The 17,348-nt window shown below is 50.6% G+C and carries 20 protein-coding genes and 1 pseudogene; 17 read left to right on the top strand and 4 right to left on the bottom strand.

The window, feature by feature from the left end:
* Window positions 1–330: 330 nt before the first annotated feature.
* The gene (locus HX807_RS07245; RefSeq protein WP_057009840.1) at window positions 331–579 is read right to left on the bottom strand and encodes a CsbD family protein; all 249 of its coding nucleotides are present in this window, start codon (window positions 577–579) and stop codon (window positions 331–333) included.
* 186 nt (window positions 580–765) lie between these two features.
* On the opposite strand from HX807_RS07245, the gene HX807_RS07240 reads away from it, so the two are divergent.
* Together HX807_RS07240 and HX807_RS07235 are read left to right on the top strand one after the other, a co-directional pair.
* Entirely contained in the window at window positions 766–975 is a 210-nt protein-coding gene (locus HX807_RS07240; protein WP_177049619.1) for a hypothetical protein, read from the top strand.
* Complete coding sequence (locus HX807_RS07235; protein ID WP_070994348.1) at window positions 972–1,469, top strand: hypothetical protein; 498 nt, start codon at window positions 972–974, stop codon at window positions 1,467–1,469. The genes HX807_RS07240 and HX807_RS07235 overlap by 4 nt, the downstream gene beginning before the upstream one ends.
* Window positions 1,470–1,560: 91 nt before the next feature.
* Here HX807_RS07235 and HX807_RS07230 read toward each other — a convergent pair whose 3' ends face one another.
* Window positions 1,561–2,361 carry a hypothetical protein gene (locus HX807_RS07230; protein WP_003395009.1) on the bottom strand — a complete coding sequence of 267 codons (801 nt, stop codon included), beginning with the start codon at window positions 2,359–2,361 and terminating at the stop codon, window positions 1,561–1,563.
* Window positions 2,362–2,702: 341 nt separating this feature from the next.
* Here HX807_RS07230 and HX807_RS07225 point away from each other — a divergent pair, with 341 nt between their 5' ends.
* The 3 genes from HX807_RS07225 to HX807_RS07215 all read left to right on the top strand — a co-directional run bounded on the left by HX807_RS07225 (window position 2,703) and on the right by HX807_RS07215 (window position 6,033).
* Entirely contained in the window at window positions 2,703–3,131 is a 429-nt protein-coding gene (locus HX807_RS07225) for a hypothetical protein (protein WP_070994346.1), read from the top strand.
* A gap of 320 nt (window positions 3,132–3,451) precedes the next feature.
* Window positions 3,452–5,014 carry an ATP-dependent endonuclease gene (locus HX807_RS07220; protein ID WP_177049617.1) on the top strand — a complete coding sequence of 521 codons (1,563 nt, stop codon included), beginning with the start codon at window positions 3,452–3,454 and terminating at the stop codon, window positions 5,012–5,014.
* Window positions 4,999–6,033 carry an AAA family ATPase gene (locus HX807_RS07215; protein WP_070994344.1) on the top strand — a complete coding sequence of 345 codons (1,035 nt, stop codon included), beginning with the start codon at window positions 4,999–5,001 and terminating at the stop codon, window positions 6,031–6,033. Before HX807_RS07220 ends, HX807_RS07215 begins: the two co-directional genes overlap by 16 nt.
* Window positions 6,034–6,127: 94 nt before the next feature.
* Here HX807_RS07215 and HX807_RS07210 read toward each other — a convergent pair whose 3' ends face one another.
* Window positions 6,128–6,754, bottom strand: a complete 627-nt coding sequence (locus HX807_RS07210) for a hypothetical protein (protein ID WP_225936818.1) — start codon at window positions 6,752–6,754, stop codon at window positions 6,128–6,130.
* Window positions 6,755–7,006: 252 nt separating this feature from the next.
* Between HX807_RS07210 and HX807_RS07205 the strand changes: the two genes are divergently transcribed.
* A complete protein-coding gene (locus tag HX807_RS07205) occupies window positions 7,007–7,705 on the top strand; it encodes a GIY-YIG nuclease family protein (RefSeq protein WP_177049615.1) in 699 nt (232 codons plus the stop codon).
* Between the two features lie 12 nt (window positions 7,706–7,717).
* Window positions 7,718–8,443, top strand: a complete 726-nt coding sequence (locus tag HX807_RS07200; RefSeq protein WP_177049613.1) for a hypothetical protein — start codon at window positions 7,718–7,720, stop codon at window positions 8,441–8,443.
* Between the two features lie 6 nt (window positions 8,444–8,449).
* On the opposite strand, the gene HX807_RS07195 is transcribed toward HX807_RS07200, so the two are convergent.
* Complete coding sequence (locus HX807_RS07195) at window positions 8,450–8,905, bottom strand: helix-turn-helix domain-containing protein (protein ID WP_057723456.1); 456 nt, start codon at window positions 8,903–8,905, stop codon at window positions 8,450–8,452.
* Between the two features lie 157 nt (window positions 8,906–9,062).
* Between HX807_RS07195 and HX807_RS07190 the strand changes: the two genes are divergently transcribed.
* The 10 genes and pseudogenes from HX807_RS07190 to HX807_RS07150 all read left to right on the top strand — a co-directional run bounded on the left by HX807_RS07190 (window position 9,063) and on the right by HX807_RS07150 (window position 17,335).
* Window positions 9,063–9,458: a hypothetical protein gene (locus HX807_RS07190; protein WP_177049611.1), complete on the top strand. Its 396-nt coding sequence runs from the start codon at window positions 9,063–9,065 to the stop codon at window positions 9,456–9,458.
* 42 nt (window positions 9,459–9,500) lie between these two features.
* The gene (locus HX807_RS07185; RefSeq protein WP_070994341.1) at window positions 9,501–9,971 is read left to right on the top strand and encodes a hypothetical protein; all 471 of its coding nucleotides are present in this window, start codon (window positions 9,501–9,503) and stop codon (window positions 9,969–9,971) included.
* Between the two features lie 2 nt (window positions 9,972–9,973).
* Entirely contained in the window at window positions 9,974–10,363 is a 390-nt protein-coding gene (locus HX807_RS31610) for a hypothetical protein (protein WP_122318046.1), read from the top strand.
* A gap of 161 nt (window positions 10,364–10,524) precedes the next feature.
* Window positions 10,525–11,100 (top strand): annotated as a pseudogene (locus HX807_RS07180) (DeoR/GlpR family DNA-binding transcription regulator).
* A 76-nt stretch (window positions 11,101–11,176) separates the two neighbouring features.
* On the top strand, window positions 11,177–12,409 hold the full coding sequence (locus tag HX807_RS07175) for an RES family NAD+ phosphorylase (protein ID WP_070994339.1): 1,233 nt from the start codon (window positions 11,177–11,179) through the stop codon (window positions 12,407–12,409).
* A gap of 243 nt (window positions 12,410–12,652) precedes the next feature.
* The gene (locus HX807_RS07170) at window positions 12,653–13,189 is read left to right on the top strand and encodes a hypothetical protein (protein ID WP_177049609.1); all 537 of its coding nucleotides are present in this window, start codon (window positions 12,653–12,655) and stop codon (window positions 13,187–13,189) included.
* Window positions 13,190–13,798: 609 nt separating this feature from the next.
* A complete protein-coding gene (locus HX807_RS07165; RefSeq protein ID WP_177049607.1) occupies window positions 13,799–14,839 on the top strand; it encodes a hypothetical protein in 1,041 nt (346 codons plus the stop codon).
* On the top strand, window positions 14,836–15,939 hold the full coding sequence (locus tag HX807_RS07160) for a hypothetical protein (RefSeq protein ID WP_177049605.1): 1,104 nt from the start codon (window positions 14,836–14,838) through the stop codon (window positions 15,937–15,939). Before HX807_RS07165 ends, HX807_RS07160 begins: the two co-directional genes overlap by 4 nt.
* A gap of 50 nt (window positions 15,940–15,989) precedes the next feature.
* On the top strand, window positions 15,990–16,628 hold the full coding sequence (locus tag HX807_RS07155; RefSeq protein WP_177049603.1) for a hypothetical protein: 639 nt from the start codon (window positions 15,990–15,992) through the stop codon (window positions 16,626–16,628).
* A gap of 107 nt (window positions 16,629–16,735) precedes the next feature.
* Window positions 16,736–17,335, top strand: a complete 600-nt coding sequence (locus HX807_RS07150) for a hypothetical protein (protein WP_256349371.1) — start codon at window positions 16,736–16,738, stop codon at window positions 17,333–17,335.
* Window positions 17,336–17,348: the final 13 nt, after the last annotated feature.

The following is a 17,348-nucleotide window of genomic DNA, read 5'->3' as shown; positions in this document are numbered from 1 at the left end:
CGTGGAGTGGTGGCTTACACACACAAGGAAAAGCTGGTCGAATGGATCACCAACGGCACCACCGATTTTAGCTTCAATGGAGGCCCGGCCTCTGATAAATCCGGTACGGCGGATCAATAAAAACCGACCAAGCGTCTAGCCGGCATCTCTGTCCTTCGAGCTCATTGCTGTGCCAGCTTGCAAATCAAACACTTCGAGACTACTGAGGGACGGGACGCTCATAAAGTGCTCTCCAGGGTATCCCTATAGCCCTCGCACCCTTCAGAGATAGCCCTGGAGAGTACGAGAGACGATTTCGGGAGAAGCAACTCAAGGCTTTTCCTCCCACCTTCAGCGGCGCAGGAGACGGTCTAGTACCAGCAGGGCTACTGCACCAATTGCAAGTGCAGCAACCGGCTTCTCTTTGACGAACGTAGACACACTGTCCAGTGCATCGCCATAGGTTTGGGTCAACTGACCGGCAGCCTGGCGTCCCGCACCTTCGGCTTCAAGCTTCGAATCACCAAACAGTTTCCCGACTGCGCTCTGCGCTTTGCCGGCAACCTTTTCTACAACGCCTTCTACCTGTTCGCTCTTCATGATTCACCAAACCTTTGTATGTAAATAGGATGCTCAGGGTTGACCTGAGCTAGCGGCTATCTGCACAGGGTTAGGGGCGTGGTCGTCATGATTAGTTCAAAGTTGCTGAGCACCGGGAGCTACCCGTAAGACACTTGCTGACTCATCTCTGAGCTATGCTGCGTCGTAATAAAGGAGTCCATGTAGATGCCCGGTGAATACTCGCTGTCAGATGTTTTGGAAAGGATGTACCAAAACCAACTCGCTCTCGAAGCTGCGCTCATGGAACTGACCCTTCAGGTGGAAGCCCAGGGACATGCCGAAGTCGGCGCCAACGTTCGTGGCGCGCTCTACACAATTGGCGAAAACGCGGGCCACATAAAACAAGGCTTAGCGCGTCTCAGCAAGCTCCCATGAGGCAGCCACTATTTGATTTTGATCTCAAGCGTGTGTCACGTGAGCACTACATTACCGGCAAAGCTGCGATCAATTTTCCACATCCTGAAAGCACGACGGGCGGGTGGCATTTTCTGTCGTATTTCGACCGGGAGGCTGGGGTCGTCAAGGTATCGTTGGCGGGCATTCATTATCCAGATACCACCGACTTTTTTGGCGATGCGGGCGTAACTGACGTAACTGACCAACTGTTTCAGCGTGGTTGGTCGGAAGGGGGGCGAAAACTCTTTATGGCTGATCACTACCGAGCCGTAGCCGACATGATTGCGAAATGGGCACTCAGCGAAACGAAACATTGCAGCGTTGAAATTGACGAGTGGTTTCCGGCGTCAAATGATAAAAAACGGTTGGTAGACCTTATTACTAATGGGATGCCGAAGATCTGCAATCGTGCAAAATCGGAGAAAGCTGAAATCTGGTTGAACTCGCAAACGAGCCGTTCTATTTGCAGGTAAACCAGGCATCGCCAGCAGCCCTCTTACGCATTGCTTCAAGCTGATTTCCGGTTGCCGATGGTGAGTGAAGGAGGGGGTGTGGCAAGCACAATCACCCGCCCTGACTTGCAGGACTTACAGTTAGTTGGCTATTCGATTGAGGTTCTGTCAGTGGCACCCAGCGCAACCCCAGCCCCTTGATCAAATAGCGATTAGTCCGGTCAAAGTCCTGATCGTCCGAGACGGTGAAGCTGCCTGAGCGGAAGGATATGAGATTCATCTCCAACAAAAGAGTAATGGCCGGGCTGATGGCCGACCGAGGCACACCTGTCAGATCCATAATCCTGTCGTAGCTGACGATTGTAAGCCCATCGCGCCCTGTTAAATCTGCTTCAGAACGACGATCTTTGTTCCGAAGAGCGAGAAGCAGGATGTAGATTTTCAGTGCCATTAGGGACAGCAAGCTGTTGAGCTTGAAAGCTCGGAGCTTGAAAAGGTGTTTTCTGCTAACCGCAGGAGCATCACCCTCTTTTCCTCTTACGCGGTAGAGCCAGCTCTTCGGAATCTTTGCGTAGCCTTCATCCTCAAGCCAACGGCAGACGTAAAGCAGCGAGCCGTCACGAGCCTTTGAGCTGTCGCTCCGGATGAGCCCATTGGCCAGAAGAATTCGCAAAGACCTGGCGATCACCAGCCGGGAATGCCCCAGCAAAATTCCAAGTTCTTCATAAGTGGTCTTCACGAGACCTGAACGAAAGTCTGCGCGGGTGCAAATAGCTATGTAGGTTTTGAGCGAAGCAATCGAAGCATTCGTATGCAGCGCGCTAACCATATTTCGAGCGTCCCTGTGCTTGAACTCTCGTAACCCCCCGGCCATTGCCCAGCGATTTGGCATCTTGGCCCAGCTCATCTTCATTTCGACCTCCTCAACAAAGCGAAGCTAAGTACAAGGGCAATGCACAAGGCAAGGTTCAGCGGGTCTGCCGTCAGTGCCTGCTGAATCATCAAGATCATGTCGTTCATCTGGAAACCACTCCTTCGAGAATTAGTGGTTCGAAAGTACGATCTTTCAAACAGCGTATCTAGATATAGGCGGATTGACTACTCAACTGAGCGAATGCCTATTTTTATTGGTTTATTGGGCTTCTACGCTCAAATCCATCAGTTCATCTGACATCTAACTATTTCAATCAGAATTGACATTCTGACGTTCAAAGTATTAAAAATGATTAACTCATTTTTCCGGAGGGTGAACGAATGATCCCAGTTACGGCGTTGCAGCTGCCTTTTCATCTGGCCATCCCTGGTGCCAGGGTTCAGCTAGTCGAGCAATCTGATGGATTTGTCATGAAGGTTTATCACAGTGGTGTCACTCACATACTGCACGCCCAGCGTCAGCACGTGCGCCTGTTCATATCGTTGAACAGGGCTGCGGCTTTCCTGAGTCGTCATAACATCCATATCTTTTCCGTCGCCACATCGAGTGCCACGCCCGCTGCCATTGAGAGCGACCTCGTACGCGAATTCGCTGTGACAACCACTTCGATCCCAACAACAATAAGCAAGCCTGGCCCATACCCGATCAAAAACGCGAGCACCATTCTTAAACACAGTGGTTCAGCCTCAGACGACGATCTTGCGGATCACTTCCTCCAAGAGCTTGAGGACTACAAGGACTCTCTTTAGCCCCACGTCGGTTAAAAGAGGCAGAGGTGATTAGTCATCACAACTGATACGCAGGACGCCCTTCCTGACTAGACCTCCAAAATCACTCTCCTCCACAGCTTCGCAGTAAGGCTCTGGGTCGTTGGAAGCAGGCGACAGTCTCAAACGTCGCCATCCGTCCCAGCTGTATCTACGGGCAAGAGAAACTGCTATACGAGGCCATCTGGTGGCTATAGGTTTGTTGCAAATAGTCCGGCTCTGTTTTGTGGAGCCGTGACGAACCTGACCCTATAAGTTAGGCAGTTTTCTCTCATTTTGACTTTCTCAGCTCAGGGCTAGACATGCACACCATAAGGAAAGTGGTAATTCAGAATTTCAAAAAATTCAAATCTCTGACGCTCGACTTCGAGCCTGGCAAGACCGTGCTGATTGGCAACAATGAGGCAGGGAAAAGCAGCATTTTGCTCGCTCTAGACCTAGCGCTCGGCGGGAGTCGCAACCGCATTGAAGCTCTGGGTGCAGAAGCACTGCTCAACAAGGATTCGGTGAACACTTTCCTTGCTGGGGAGAAAAGCCTGGAGAAACTACCTGAGCTGATAGTCGACGTTTTCCTAGAGGAAGGTGACGACGAAGGCCTGTATGGAACCAACAACTCCCACCAGCGCCAGACTGACGGCGTGCGCATGATCCTTGCGGTGATGGCCGAGTATGGCGAAGCGGTGCAAGCCATCTTGGCTGATGATCAACCAAACTTCCCATTCGAATATTATGCGGTGCGGTTTGAAACGTTCGCCGGCAGGCCCTACGCAGCATTCAACCGCCCCATTAAGCACATGATGCTAGACGGTTCACGTATTGATGGCGATCACGCGTCTCGTGAATACACCCGAGCCGTTTACGCTTTCAACGCCCCCGTTGAAGACCGCTATAAACTTGAAAACCTGTACCGCCAAGGCAAGCAGGCTTTTACAGGACAACATCTCGCAGCGCTCAACGCTGACCTACCCGCGTATCAGTTTGACGTACGGAGTAGCGTCCGGTCGAACCTGGAAACTGACCTAATCATCACGGAAGACAATATTCCGCTTGAGAACCACGGCAAAGGAAGGCAGTGCTTTATCAAGACTGAATTTGCGCTGAGCAAGCACAAGCAAGGCGGCTTGGATGTAATGCTCTTGGAGGAGCCTGAGAACCACCTCAGCCATTCCTCCATGAAAGCACTTGTCGCCAAGCTAGCGGAGAACGAGAGCACCCAGCTTTTCATTGCAACCCACAGCAGCCATATCTGCTCAAGGCTTGATCTTCGGCATGCCCTTTTGATCGGCCCGAATGCAGCTGCTGGCTCACTTAAAGCCCTATCACCTGACACCGCAGAATTCTTCATGAAGGCCCCGGACAACAACGTCCTGGAGTTCGCGCTCTCGAAGAAGGTGATATTGGTTGAAGGTGATGCTGAATTTATCCTGGTGGAAGAGTTCTATAAGCAATGTACAAATGGGCGTCTACCGCATGTCGATGACGTTCACATAATCTCTATTGGGGGCACCAGCTTCAAAAGGTACATGGAGCTCGCTAACCTGCTCGGAATTCGAGTCGCAGCCATACGAGACAATGACAAGGATTATCAGAAAAACTGCGTAGAAAACTACGTCGACTTCGCTTCGGATAATGCCAAAGTCTTTGCCGACAAAGACAATAACCGTTCAACCTTCGAAATAGGGTTGCACAACGACAACGAGGAAACCTGCAAGACCGTCTTCGGCCCAGGACGAAAAACCCTCTCCCCCTTGGAATACATGCTGGCAAACAAGGCAGAAGCCGCGTTTGAACTGCTCAAGGGAAAGCCAGGCGAGCTCACCGTTCCTGCCTACATCGCGGAGGCAATCCAATGGATAAACGAGTGATGTTCGCCGTCGCAGGGTCAGGGAAGACCACCCTGCTAGTGAAGCGTCTGAGCCTAGAAAAGCGCGCACTGATAATCACCTACACGGAGAACAACTATCGCCATTTGCGCGATAGCATCATCAAACGGTTTGGCCATGTCCCAAAAAACATCAACCTGCTGAGTTATTTCACGTTCCTTTATAGCTTCTGCTATCGCCCTCTGCTGCAAGTGCATATGCAGACGCGGGGAATCAGCTTTCGAGCTCCGCACGCCCGTACGTTAAAGCTCAAACGGGACAATATGGCGTATTACGCCACTACAAGCGGCAGCGTTTACCACAATCGCCTCGCAAAGCTCCTAGAGACCGTTAATGCAATTCCTGACGTGATGGCGCGAATGGAGCGCTTTTACGATGAGTTTTATGTCGACGAAGTTCAAGACCTAGCAGGTCATGATTTCAACCTGCTAATGGCATTAGCGAAAGCCAAGGTTGAAATGCTATTTGTAGGTGACTTCTACCAGCATACGTTCGACACCAGTCGTGATGGAAACGTGAACAGCTCGCTACACGCCGACATTGGGAAATACGAAAAGCTTTTTCAAAAGGCGGGTGTGACTGTCGACAAGGAAACACTGAGCCGAAGCTGGAGGTGTGGCGTCACCGTATGTGATTTTATTCGAACACATCTGCAGATTGATATGCAGTCACAGCATACCTACGAAACCGAAATCATTCCTCTGGCCAATCAAGTGGATGCTAACGCCGTACACGCCGATGGCAACGTGGTGAAGCTGTTCTATCAGGAGCATTACAAGTACGGGTGCCTGTCTAACAACTGGGGCGCCAGTAAGGGTTTGGATCACTACAACGATGTGTGCGTTGTGCTGGGTACTACTCACTGGAAGATCTATCAGACGTCCTCGCTCGCCGCGCTCCCCCCACAGACAAAAAACAAGCTTTATGTTGCGTTCTCACGGACTCGCGGAAGGCTGTACCTAGCGCCCGAAAAACTTTTCAAACCATTTAAAACGGACTAGGTCGTAGCCATGGGTGGTGATGTCTGGCGTAAGACCTTGTCCAGAAAGTATGCTCAGTATGAAGGGGAACCGCTGGGCATGACACCTAGCGTGATCAGTCGAAAGACTGGCCCTGCTCCATCTCCCCAATCCAGCTGTATGTGCCGTTTAGCCAAACGAAGACGCTGTTGAGCACCTCGCGCAAGTGCCGGATGTTGATATGCGTAACGTCTGGGAGATGGTCTTTACCACTGTTGGTCGTCGCATACCGAAACGCCATCGAGTCTGGGTCGACGTTGTCCAACTGGCGAATGAATTCGTGAACAGCAGTAGCGTTGACGTCAGAGCGCTCTAGCCCCAAGTCCTTGAGCAGATGCCGCAACTCCGACCACAGAGGCATCAACGGATGCTTATCGTAGTTCTTGGGCTCTTTGCCTGTCAGAGCGCGAGCACTCTTTAGCATCAGCTTGAACTGCAACTCCAAGGAATGGCGGTACAGAAAAAGCAAAGGATAAATGCCGCTGTCCAATGGCACCTGACGATTCGCCATCGCCTCTACAAGACCGTCGGCGGCATCTTTGTATGCAAAAGCATAGAGGTCGGCACGAAAGTGAGACCAGTTCAGCATCGCGTTGTACTGCCAATCCTCACCCTGGATAAACAGCTGCTGGCCGGAGAAGTCAGCCGGCCACTGGATGGCCTCAAGCTCCGGGTCGAGCATCGGTAGCGATTCCTCATCCATATCGTCTCCTCACGTTGGCCAGTCCATGGTGTAGAACTTTACGAATCTAGGTGGACTACCGGCAACCAGTAAGTGGTTTTCTGGCTCGGGCTACTGTGCGAGAAAGCGTGATCTCAGGTTGAGGTCACGGTGTCCTTTTTGCGGAGACATCGAAAAATGGCTCTGATCTATGCTGAGCACAGTTTCGACGCCTAATGAGCCTCAGAGAGTACGTTATCGCGGCAGCCCAGTAGTCATTGCAAGGAAGCTTGTATGAAATTTTATCGGTTTGATCCCCAGAAACTTGTTATGCCCGTGAAGCACGACGTGCAAGTTGATTCCGATTTGGCCGGCCTGATTCTGCAGGTGCGTCCCAAGGACTGCATTGTGCTGGCCGGTTGGGACGCGAGAGCCCAGGTTGGTAATGTGAGGGCATTTGGCATCGTCATGACGGTTGATCGAGAGTCAGTCCGTGCAAAAATTCTGTGGCGCGAGGCTGATGTCACGCTTCGGCCCAGCTCGAATGGAAGACGTTACTGGGTGCAAGCCAAACACTGGTTTGCTTTCGCTCCTGACGTGGTCAACCGGTACGGTCTTCCAGATCTACATGCCGAATATTTTCCAGACATCGCTGGATTCGACATCCCTGCACCACCACCGCCCGTAAAAGGTGTGAGTCGTCCCTCGAATTCGCCGACAGGTGGATACGTCTATGTCATTCGATCTAAGCTGGGTTTCAAGATCGGCAAAACAATTCACCTGAAAGCTCGCACTCGGCTCTTTGAGGTCAAGCTCCCCTTTCCCATAAGCCTTGAACATTACGCCTGGTTTGATGATTACAGTCATGCAGAGCGAAGCTTCCACATCACTTATCAAGCAAAGCGCCTTGAGGGTGAGTGGTTCGATCTCGACGCCTCCGATCTTGAGCAGATCAAAACTTTTGGTAAGTCTGTGCCGGTGGCAGGGCTGTGAATAGGAACTCAAATGGAAGTGAATAGCTATTTGCGAGTCGAGGAGTCGATAGAGACTTGCCTTGAAATGTTGATGACGGCTTTGGTCACGATACCGACCCAGGTCACTGAATGTACTTCTGTCTCTACAGGCTCTTCTGCAGTCGCCATGCTAGATCGCGAAGCCTTCATCAAAGCGTGCGAGAGCCTCAAGCCTGCTGTGGTATTCATTTATCGCGAGCATAGCCTTTTGGAGGAACAACTCGCCGATCTGGTTTCCGAAATCACAGACGTCCAGGCTGAGGCGGATAAGCTCCGACAGGAGTTTTTGTCCACGGAAGCGGAAGTCATGGCTAGGGTTCGAAAATCCTGTCCTGATTACTCTCACCTTCAGTGTTTCTTTACCAGCGGGGCGTTATTAGTCGCGATGGCCTGTGAGGTAGGTGACTACCAGGACTTCACAGAGGCACTCGACAGATTTGAGCAGGCTGCGGATGAGGCTGAGGAAATGGCGTCATCTCTAGACCAGGCAAGACTGAACGGTGAGATGAAAAGGGTCGCGGAGACGGTTTCCAAGGATCAAGGATTCATTTCCCTTCGTGGCAAGCGAAAGCGGGCGATGTACGTCCTAAAGCATTACCGACAGGGGATTCCTGAGTCTCCATATCTTGAGCGACCCGATCAGGGATCAGAACCTATTGATCGGAACGTCGTTCTCGTTGCAAGGCAAGCCGCTGATATTCTTGAGTTTGAGACCTGAGCACGGTCAACCGCCGACGTACCACAGCCGGTTAACTGTGCTCTTGGGCAGTTCTAATTGCCGGCAAACCTCCGCTTGAGAAAGACCTGCCGCCTTAAGATCGCGCACCGCTTTGAGTCTTTCTGCGGCAGCGATTCTCTGGGGTGTAGTGAGCGTTTGGGGTTCGGCAGGTAGCTGCTCATCAAGAACACCAAGCTGCATGAGTTCTTTCATTGTGTCATTCAGAACTGAGCGCGCGGTCTTACCTTCATCGGCTGCGGCCACCAGTGTGAGAAAGGAGAGTGGCATTAGGCCTAGCGCTTTAGCTAAGTCGGCACTGAGATCGACGGTTGCCGATGTCGTCGATGCTTCCAAGCGGCTTATGTGTGCTTGGTCAGTCTGATGCTGGAGGTCTGCTTGCGACAACCCATGTCGAACCCTCAGCCACTGTAGCGTTGCCGCATATGCCTTCCGCAAAGACATCCAGCGCACCTCTCCCCAAAAGGAGACGGTATGCCCCGTTTGATGAGTTCCACACAAATGTATATAGTCATTGCGATGGAACTAAAGGCGCGCCACCTTTGCGATCTGTACGTGCGCAGAGCCCTATTTTCTTTGTCGCCAAGAGGATCATCAATTTATGACTAATTCTTCTGAGCTCGAGCTGCTGCGGGAAGGGGAAACCTCCTCTGCTGGCACATCGCTGTCTCATGCAGAAGTGGAAGTATTGGTCGCGGGGCGCTTCGGTCGTAAGCCTTTTTGCACCGTCGAGGACTGGGTCATCTTCCACGTCGACGAGTCCCCAGAGTCGCTCGCGAAAGTAAGAGCTACTGGTCTGGAGCCGATGTTCATGTATGCCCATTGCGTCATCCATGACGGTCATGGCCGGTTTCCACCAGGGGGCTGGGTGCGCTCGACCCTGTGTAAATCGTTCGACGGTGTTTGCCTGTTCGAGACGCGAAACACGGTGTACGTGCTCGTGGGAAAAGGGCGCGAGATGACTGCCTCGCTGAAGACAATATTTGGCTTATGTTAATCGCAGGCCCACTTCGCGGGCCTGCTCAACACGAGATACACGATGTTCAGGATTAGCATGCAAGACCAGGCCGGCCCGGTGGGAATGTTCGGGGACGGTCTCGCTCACTTTCACGCCATGTCGCGATCCTTGGTTACCCATTGGTATCACGTGAGCCTCAAGCGCCGGCATGAGGGGCGATTCGTAGCTTATGAAGAGATGCTGAACGATGAGCCTCGCTTGGTAGAGCTGCTGGTCTCCCAAGACGAGAGCATGGTCATTCAAGATGTCCAGGTCGTTACCCCTGCATGGATGAACAACGGGTCAGGCTGGAAGATGGAAAAGCTGAAATCACTTTCCATGGGGTTCAACCGGGCAGAAGTGCCAATCTGTGTTTTGCAGGTCGAGAGTGGTGATGTGTACGTCAATACCCATCAACGCGACCTGGATGTCGATGCCTTGGTTGGGGTCAGGGTGCTATATCGGCGCCGTTCTGAGACCACTGACGTAGCCTCAGCGTCGGAGGCTGTGTAGCCATGGAAGACATCAATACTGTTGCAGTCGATTTACACGAAAAGCGCTACTCGGACTTAGACCTCCTTCGCATAGCCAAAGCAGTGAATCAAGACTACGACGGGCTGGTCACGGCCTACTTGGTGAATGTCCATATTCATGCGTGCAGTGCCGTTGGCGTGGTGTTCAGTCACATTTGCCCTGGGCCGTACCAACGATTTGCAGATGGTAGGCTGATTCGGACATCGGACATTCAGTCCGTTACGAAGGAAGGTAGGTTTTGGGTGATCAATACGGTCAACTCGAAGTACGTCATTGCGACGTTCAGGCGGGACGTCGGGCGCCGTAGCCTGCGTGAGTTCATGCGTATTGCGGGTGATAGGTATATGCCAACGCCTGATCGCCTCCAGTAGAGTCATGATAATTGTTGTTGGTCGGGCGTGCCCTCTTCGAGGGCCGGCTGTCGTGAACCAAGCCCCACTGTTGCGGGTCTTGACCCTAACGGGCTTGCATTCTCACGCCTGCGGCCATCCTGCCGCCTCGTGGCGAACATGAAAACGCGCTCCAGACCCGGATGAACGAGTTCTCTGCCGAAAAACGGATGATGGCCCGTTACGCGGCAGGTCTCTACCCCTTAGTGGACAGCATCCTCATTGATACCGGTACTACGACTTTATTTTTTGCTCGGGAGCTGGCCAAGTTCAGCTGGATAACGGTGATTACGAACTCCCTCATGATTACCGAGAGCATGGGGGCAAGTGGCAACCGGGTATCCATGATCGGAGGAGAATACCGTCCTGAGTCGGCTCAGAACACGGGGGCTTTGGCAATGGAGCAGATTGCTCGTTTCAACGCCGAGCACGCTGTTGTGACCATCGGTGCGTTGAGTGCGGACGGCGCTTTCGACTTCTGAATAGAAGAGCCAGAGATCACCAGGGCAATGATCGCTCGCACGCGATACCTTACAGTCATCGCGGACTCTTCGAAGATGGGCAAGCGCGCTTTGTTTCAGGTTTTCGCTCTCGAGCGGATTGATCGATTGATCATCGATAGAAAGCTCGTAGGGGAGGTCGCAAAGCCGCTGGCTGAGGCACAGGTTGAGGTGCATGAAGTCCCGGCAGCTACTCGAATTGAATGGACATCTCGCTGAAACTGGAAATGATTACGGCAACGGCTCAACTCTGCCACCTGAGCTAATCATTCGCTCCCTTTGAGAGGCAGGAACAATGGCTCCCAGCAGTACCGATACGATTCTGAGTGAGATCTGGCTTGGCATGGAAAATGAGAACTCCATGTTCGTATGCACTTCGTGCGTACAAGATGATTGGATCAGGAACCTCGCCACAGGACTTATGAAACCTCGCACATGCAGCGGTTGCGGGAAGGTTGTCGAAGAGGCGCAGACGCCGGTCGAAATTGCCTCAATAATTCGAGGCCGCCTCCAGGAATACTTTATCGTCGACTATGGGCTCCATCCAGGCTACGAAATGAGCCTGCCAACAATCGTAGGTAAGGCGATCAGATGCGAGTCTGATGCTGTGTGCTCCGCGATAGCTGAGCTGCTGGTTGATCACGAAGTCGACGAGGATGAATTCTACTCCCCAGGGCAAGAGTACAGCCTGGCACCGAGCAAATTTGACTCTGAAGAGCACGAACGATGGTGGGCCGAAGGCGATTGGCACGCAGTTTCTTATGAGCTGACCCACGGTCAGCGATTCTTCAACGATAAAGCCAAAGTGTTTTTCAACTCGCTGATCCGCGAAGCAATGGGATCGAGAAAGGATGAGCTTAGCGAGCTGCCGTCAGCGGTCAAAATGGTTCCAGCAGGCTCCTTGTTCTATCGTGCCCGTGTCGCGCAGAACTTGAGTGAGGTCATACGCTTTCAGGGTGATCCGGAAAAGGAATTAGGTGCGCCGCCGAGAGAGCGTGCTGCTAACAATCGGATGAGTGCAGCGGGAATTCCATTGATGTACGTCGCGGGAGACTCTCAGACCTGTATTGCCGAGGTGCGACCGTCAATTGGAGATCAGGTCGTCGTTGCAGAATTTGTATCCACAGAAAACCTTAAGTTCTTCGACTTCACGGCACTCAGGACTCTTGAGCATTCCCCTCTCAGCCTGTTCAGTCCAAGCTTCAGTAATAGAGCCGACAGAAGGCTGCTCCTGGGCTATCTGCATGATTTGATCGCACGGCCTGTTAGAGCAAGCGATACGGATTATGTAATGACCCAAGCGCTCGCTGAATGCATTCGCTACTCAGCCCATGGATTTGATGGAATCGCTTTTCGTTCTGTCCAGCGCAGTGATGGCGGAATCAACTACGTACTGTTCGACAAGACCACATCCGCTCAAATACGCCATCCTGATCAGATGCCAGAGTTCAGTCTGGGTACATCGCCGGAGAACGTTTCAGTTCACTTGGTGAAGGGTGTGACCTATCAGACCGAGGCGCTGCCCTAACACGGTACCGCTAGCGCTTCCTGAAGCGCTAGCGGTACCGTGTTGGTCTGAGCCGCGAGCCGTTAAGATAGGTACCCAAAGGCGGCATAGCCGTCAGCAAATTTTCCGTGCCGAGGCCATTTACTCTAAGGTGCGTTCTGAATAGACCGCTATGGTGGGTGAGCAGTCGAGGAGAATATGACATCGTCACTGCCAACCTTGCTGAGCTAGCCAAGCTGCTCGCTGCGCTCGAGGCGTTTGCAGATGACTGAACTCAGTCATGGCCAAGAACCTCACCAGGCTGCATTGATACAGGATGAAATCCTGGAAATTCTGAAAGAAGCCAAGGTGCTCGCGCGTAGATTCTATCGTCTGACCGGAAAGCCGCTGGGCGTGACCGGCGAGGTAGCAGAGTACGAAGCTGCTTTGAGACTCGGTCTACTACTCCATCCTGCAAGGCAGGCCGGTTACGACGCTACAGAGACGCTGGAAGATGGCATCGCGAGAATCCAGATCAAGGGCCGCTGTATCGTGAACCCGCTAAAGATTACGGGCCGCATGGGCGCAATTGATCTACGGCAACCCTTCGATAGTGTGCTCTTGGTGCTGCTTGACTCAGAGTTCAACGCATATGCAATGTACGAAGCAAGTCGTGCCAGGGTTGAGGCAGCTTTGACCTTGCCAGGCTCCAAAGCCAGAAATGAACGGGGAGCGCTGGCGATCAGGCAATTCATGTCGATAGCTAATTTGCGCTGGACTTGTCATGAAACTGGCGATTCGAAGAATAAATTCCCGAATTAAAGCCGAGCGATGAAAATATGTCCCTAATGGGACGCGAGAGTTAGTGTCCCCAAAACGGGACATTAACCACCATTTTTAGGCTTAATGCTCCCATTTGGGCTCATTACGTTGGGCCATGGATCGCGAATGATTTGGCAAGGGCGTCACTGCTGACTTTCGATATCAAAGCAGGCCTCCACACCACGATGCGATGGAAATCCGACGAATAAGGATTACAGCTCAACATCTTGAAGCTATTATTGGGCCATCACCAAGGTTCATTAGGTGCAATTGAATGGATTCGCATATGGACGGTTTGACCCCCACGCGATATGCGTGCAGCGGCTCATTTAAATTAGGAGGTATTTTCCAGGGAAGTCTAAGCCTTGGAATAACCGTAGCTATTCTTCTGAGCGGAGCTCTCATGAACTACAAAATAGCTGCCATGGCAGATCGAGACCATTCTCATCATTACAGTTCCATTGCACTTTCTCGCACAGCGCATGAGATGCTTCTAATCGGGTTGTTCATCTGGCAATCATAGGAGTGATTGACTCTCTTGTGTCTTCATGACTCGATAGCGATCATAAATTTATCTGGCTATTTAAAACTATAAGAGGCTGACGTGATATGTCGGGTGGGGAATTAGTAAATATTGGAAGGATAGCAGAGAAGATTTCGGATGATCTTTTCTCGTTCTTCAAGTGGGAGATTGTCGGGCCTTCGAACCTGAACTATCTCTGCGTTCAAAAAGAAATCCATGCTAAAGGGAAGTCGGGAGACCACCATCACCCTACCGATGTTGTATTCCGGTACTTTGATCCGTATGCCAATAAAACTGTTTATATGCATACAGACCTAAAAAGCTACGCTAAGGGCAGTATCGGTACCACAGAGATCAGAAAAGCACTGGTGAGCTTGGCGAAATCAATAGACTGCGCCTATATCAGCCCGGACTGGCGAGATCGCTACCTCCTTATTCGTGGCGAGAAAAAAATAATAAGCGGAATGCTTTTCGTATTCAATCATGACGATCAATATGATCGAAATTTTTATGATCACTTTAAAGATTTGAAGTCGGACAACCTCCATGTCAAAGAGGGGCAGCAGCTTCACATCGTCGAGCCAGCCCTGATTAACTATATAGCGACTCTTAGGCAGGATATAAACAGCTTGGTAGCAAACGGCACCTTCCCACGAAGGAAGTATACTTTTTTGTATCCAGAAATGACCTTGCATAAGGCAGCAGGTGACTACTGGGCCAGGCCAGCAACGATGGAAATGATAGCGTCTCCATATCTGATCATTCATCATGGCGAAGCTCACGACATAGATGATGACGGACACAAGATAAAAACGTTTGGTGAAGGGTATGTTATCTACTACCGGCGTAGTGGAGCGAGCGAATATGAATTCATGTACTTGTTTGACGCACTCTCTAGGTTCCAGATATTGAATGGCGACAAAGAAAAGAAAATTAGAATTCGAATAATCTGCAAGGATTCCAGCGACAAATTAATAAGCAACTATCGGTCAGCTATCGCGAATTATGTTCGTGAATGGAACGAAGATGAACATCGTCGAAACATACTAGAAAGGATTGACCTCCAGATAGTTACTATGGCGGTGCACAATTACAAAGCCGAACACATCGGATGGGATCGACCATGAAAATTGGTAGTCTTTACTACGCTTCAGATAAGGCCATGTTCGATGCATTAACCCAACGAAAAGTGACAATTGCTCACTTGCGAGAGCTATTCTTATCGCGGGGAATTATTATTTCTCCTGACACAGACAAAGAATCCCTGGCTAGAAAATTCAGTAGCTTTTTTCATGATTATGCTGATTTTCAAAAACTTTCGATACTCATTGGTGCTCACAGTGCTAGAGAGCGGACAACAAATATCGACCTTAAGGTCGCTTTAAGCAAACAGAAGCTACTTGAATCTCTTGAGTCTACAAAAGAGATGCTAGAGGACAAGCATCAAGATAGTGTTGATTATTGGGTCGAAGGTGACGCGATACTGTGTACAGTGCGATATACAAAAACGGATTACGGGCAGTCAGAGTTTAGGCAAGTAGTGCAGAAAGATGCGCAGATAAAGTTTGAACCTACGGCTGATGGTTGGAAGGTTACGGGGCCTATGAACGATAAGTTCAAGGTTGTTTCAGCCGCACTGCAAAGTCAGATAGAGGCTCTTACCGATGAAAAGGTTAGCGTGGTAGATATTTCTCTAGCATCCTTCCCGGACTCAAGCTTGAGGAGTAAATTTTTCCGGCAAATGATACATGCCCTTCCCAAAATAAAAGTTCTCGATGTAATTGACGTTGCTACATATAACCCAGTCAAAGATATCGATGACGATATGCTGGAGGATGAATTTGACTCCCTAGACGGCGATGAGCCTGAGATCAAAGAGACCAAGGCAATCACTCGAATATCGAAAGCTCAATTACGTGGTCAAGGAGTGCTTGAGTCGGAACAACTTCTCAGCCTTGAGGAGAATGGTTTCTATATTTGGAAGATATTGTGGCATGCCGTGGACGAAAACCAGTTTGATTCTGATGTTTACGTCCTGGAGTCACAGTTCGGCAGACAATCTGAGTGTGCGGACTTTTCCTACATCGTCAAAGGTGTCATGCGATACCAATCGGTAGGCGAATATGGTGCAAGGGTCAAAGCCAATCCAGTGGACGAGGAACGTATTAAAAAGCTTATTGTAAAGGCGGCGGAGTCTACATTGGCAGCACTAACCAAAGGTAAATAAAGATGCGAACTATAAGGTTCAAGATTTTTTTACTGCATATAAATGCGACAATGGACGAGCTGAACAACCTGATGTCGGCAGCGCCGTTTGATCCCGACTTTGGGTCTGGCGTGGAGCTAATAGCTCCCGTCCAAAAAATGCTCAGCGCCAAGTATCATGAACAAAATACCTTGATCAGTGATTTGACAGATGTATATGGGAATTCCCTTCAGAATACCGTCATTCAATATCTCAGCTTCAGGTTTTATATTCGTGAAAAAGAGTTGAATCTTTACGAGATAATAGCCGAGTCCCCTCCGCAAAGCATGAAAGGCTTTACTACGACTCTAAGACGCGTACTCCCTAAGCCCTTCGCTTTCGAAGGCGCTAAGCTCGACGTCTACGACTGGTTTAAAAAGCTTGACAAGCTAGAGAGAATTACAACGCTGAAACCAGTGAAAACCCAGACTGCACTCGTGAACCTTGATGGTGACTCAGCATTCAAAGTTGCAGTTGAATCTAGATCAGATGCGGTGGCAAAGACAGAAAAATTGGTAGGTGATCAGAAATTGATATTGGATAAGGTCAAGGTCTCCTTATATTATGAGGCATCCGAGAGAACATTAGAGGTAACTCGAACTTATGGAGCCACACTCACCGGCTTTTCTGATCCATACGACGCAATTGAGTTCTTGGCACATGTAATCTGAGGTGGTAAGGAAATGACCAATCTGATACCCGAATTCAATATAGCTGAGTGGTTCGAGAATTCAGCAGCCGGTAATTTTTACTATATCTCTATTATGATTGGCGAATCATGCCAGCTTTCCAGAACTCTATATTCGGGCAAACCACTATGTCAGCGGGACGCGTGTCATTGAAGCTAATTTCAAAGTTATGGAATTTCATCAATCCCGACCGACGCCCTGATTGCGAAAAGGCGCGTGAGCAAAATTTTATCACGGCAGCGAACAAGTTTAAGACTCTTTCAGTAAACGCCGGTGGTGTGATTTCTATAGATCCAGAAGAGATCCGGGATCAAATAATTACATCGCGTGAGCAACTCAAGCATCTTGTCCACAAGCCGGGAACTCACGGTTGGCCGTCCGCCATTCAGGGGAGCCACGATTCTGGCTCTACTGGAGGAACTCCAGTAAATGTCTTGGACTGCATTGATGTTGTTGCTTGGCGTCGGCTCGCCAGCGGAGAGGCAGTAAGGTACGCATGCCTTCAATCTATAAAAACCGGTGAGTACACCGTCATGACGGCCAGCCTATTTTCGGGCGATATGGATAGTCTCCCGCCGTGGTTTGACGCCGATACAAATCGGAAAATTGCTACGGCCTTGCGGGGCCATGAGCTTCAGTGGTTCCACACTCTCATCGGGGCGATGGACGCTTGGGATGCGGAGTTGTGACGGCTTACAGCAA

Source organism: Pseudomonas sp. D8002 (assembly GCF_013385695.1).
GTDB lineage: Bacteria > Pseudomonadota > Gammaproteobacteria > Pseudomonadales > Pseudomonadaceae > Aquipseudomonas.
This window is presented reverse-complemented; position numbering and strand designations above follow the sequence as displayed.

Bases quoted from the DNA above. Each gene is read 5' to 3' on its own strand.
- HX807_RS07245 (WP_057009840.1), bottom strand. From the start codon at position 579: ATGAAGAGCGAACAGGTAGAAGGCGTTGTAGAAAAGGTTGCCGGCAAA.
- HX807_RS07240 (WP_177049619.1), top strand. From the start codon at position 766: ATGCCCGGTGAATACTCGCTGTCAGATGTTTTGGAAAGGATGTACCAA.
- HX807_RS07235 (WP_070994348.1), top strand. From the start codon at position 972: ATGAGGCAGCCACTATTTGATTTTGATCTCAAGCGTGTGTCACGTGAG.
- HX807_RS07230 (WP_003395009.1), bottom strand. From the start codon at position 2,361: ATGAAGATGAGCTGGGCCAAGATGCCAAATCGCTGGGCAATGGCCGGG.
- HX807_RS07225 (WP_070994346.1), top strand. From the start codon at position 2,703: ATGATCCCAGTTACGGCGTTGCAGCTGCCTTTTCATCTGGCCATCCCT.
- HX807_RS07220 (WP_177049617.1), top strand. From the start codon at position 3,452: ATGCACACCATAAGGAAAGTGGTAATTCAGAATTTCAAAAAATTCAAA.
- HX807_RS07215 (WP_070994344.1), top strand. From the start codon at position 4,999: ATGGATAAACGAGTGATGTTCGCCGTCGCAGGGTCAGGGAAGACCACC.
- HX807_RS07210 (WP_225936818.1), bottom strand. From the start codon at position 6,754: ATGGATGAGGAATCGCTACCGATGCTCGACCCGGAGCTTGAGGCCATC.
- HX807_RS07205 (WP_177049615.1), top strand. From the start codon at position 7,007: ATGAAATTTTATCGGTTTGATCCCCAGAAACTTGTTATGCCCGTGAAG.
- HX807_RS07200 (WP_177049613.1), top strand. From the start codon at position 7,718: ATGGAAGTGAATAGCTATTTGCGAGTCGAGGAGTCGATAGAGACTTGC.
- HX807_RS07195 (WP_057723456.1), bottom strand. From the start codon at position 8,905: ATGTCTTTGCGGAAGGCATATGCGGCAACGCTACAGTGGCTGAGGGTT.
- HX807_RS07190 (WP_177049611.1), top strand. From the start codon at position 9,063: ATGACTAATTCTTCTGAGCTCGAGCTGCTGCGGGAAGGGGAAACCTCC.
- HX807_RS07185 (WP_070994341.1), top strand. From the start codon at position 9,501: ATGTTCAGGATTAGCATGCAAGACCAGGCCGGCCCGGTGGGAATGTTC.
- HX807_RS31610 (WP_122318046.1), top strand. From the start codon at position 9,974: ATGGAAGACATCAATACTGTTGCAGTCGATTTACACGAAAAGCGCTAC.
- HX807_RS07175 (WP_070994339.1), top strand. From the start codon at position 11,177: ATGGCTCCCAGCAGTACCGATACGATTCTGAGTGAGATCTGGCTTGGC.
- HX807_RS07170 (WP_177049609.1), top strand. From the start codon at position 12,653: ATGACTGAACTCAGTCATGGCCAAGAACCTCACCAGGCTGCATTGATA.
- HX807_RS07165 (WP_177049607.1), top strand. From the start codon at position 13,799: ATGTCGGGTGGGGAATTAGTAAATATTGGAAGGATAGCAGAGAAGATT.
- HX807_RS07160 (WP_177049605.1), top strand. From the start codon at position 14,836: ATGAAAATTGGTAGTCTTTACTACGCTTCAGATAAGGCCATGTTCGAT.
- HX807_RS07155 (WP_177049603.1), top strand. From the start codon at position 15,990: ATGGACGAGCTGAACAACCTGATGTCGGCAGCGCCGTTTGATCCCGAC.
- HX807_RS07150 (WP_256349371.1), top strand. From the start codon at position 16,736: ATGCCAGCTTTCCAGAACTCTATATTCGGGCAAACCACTATGTCAGCG.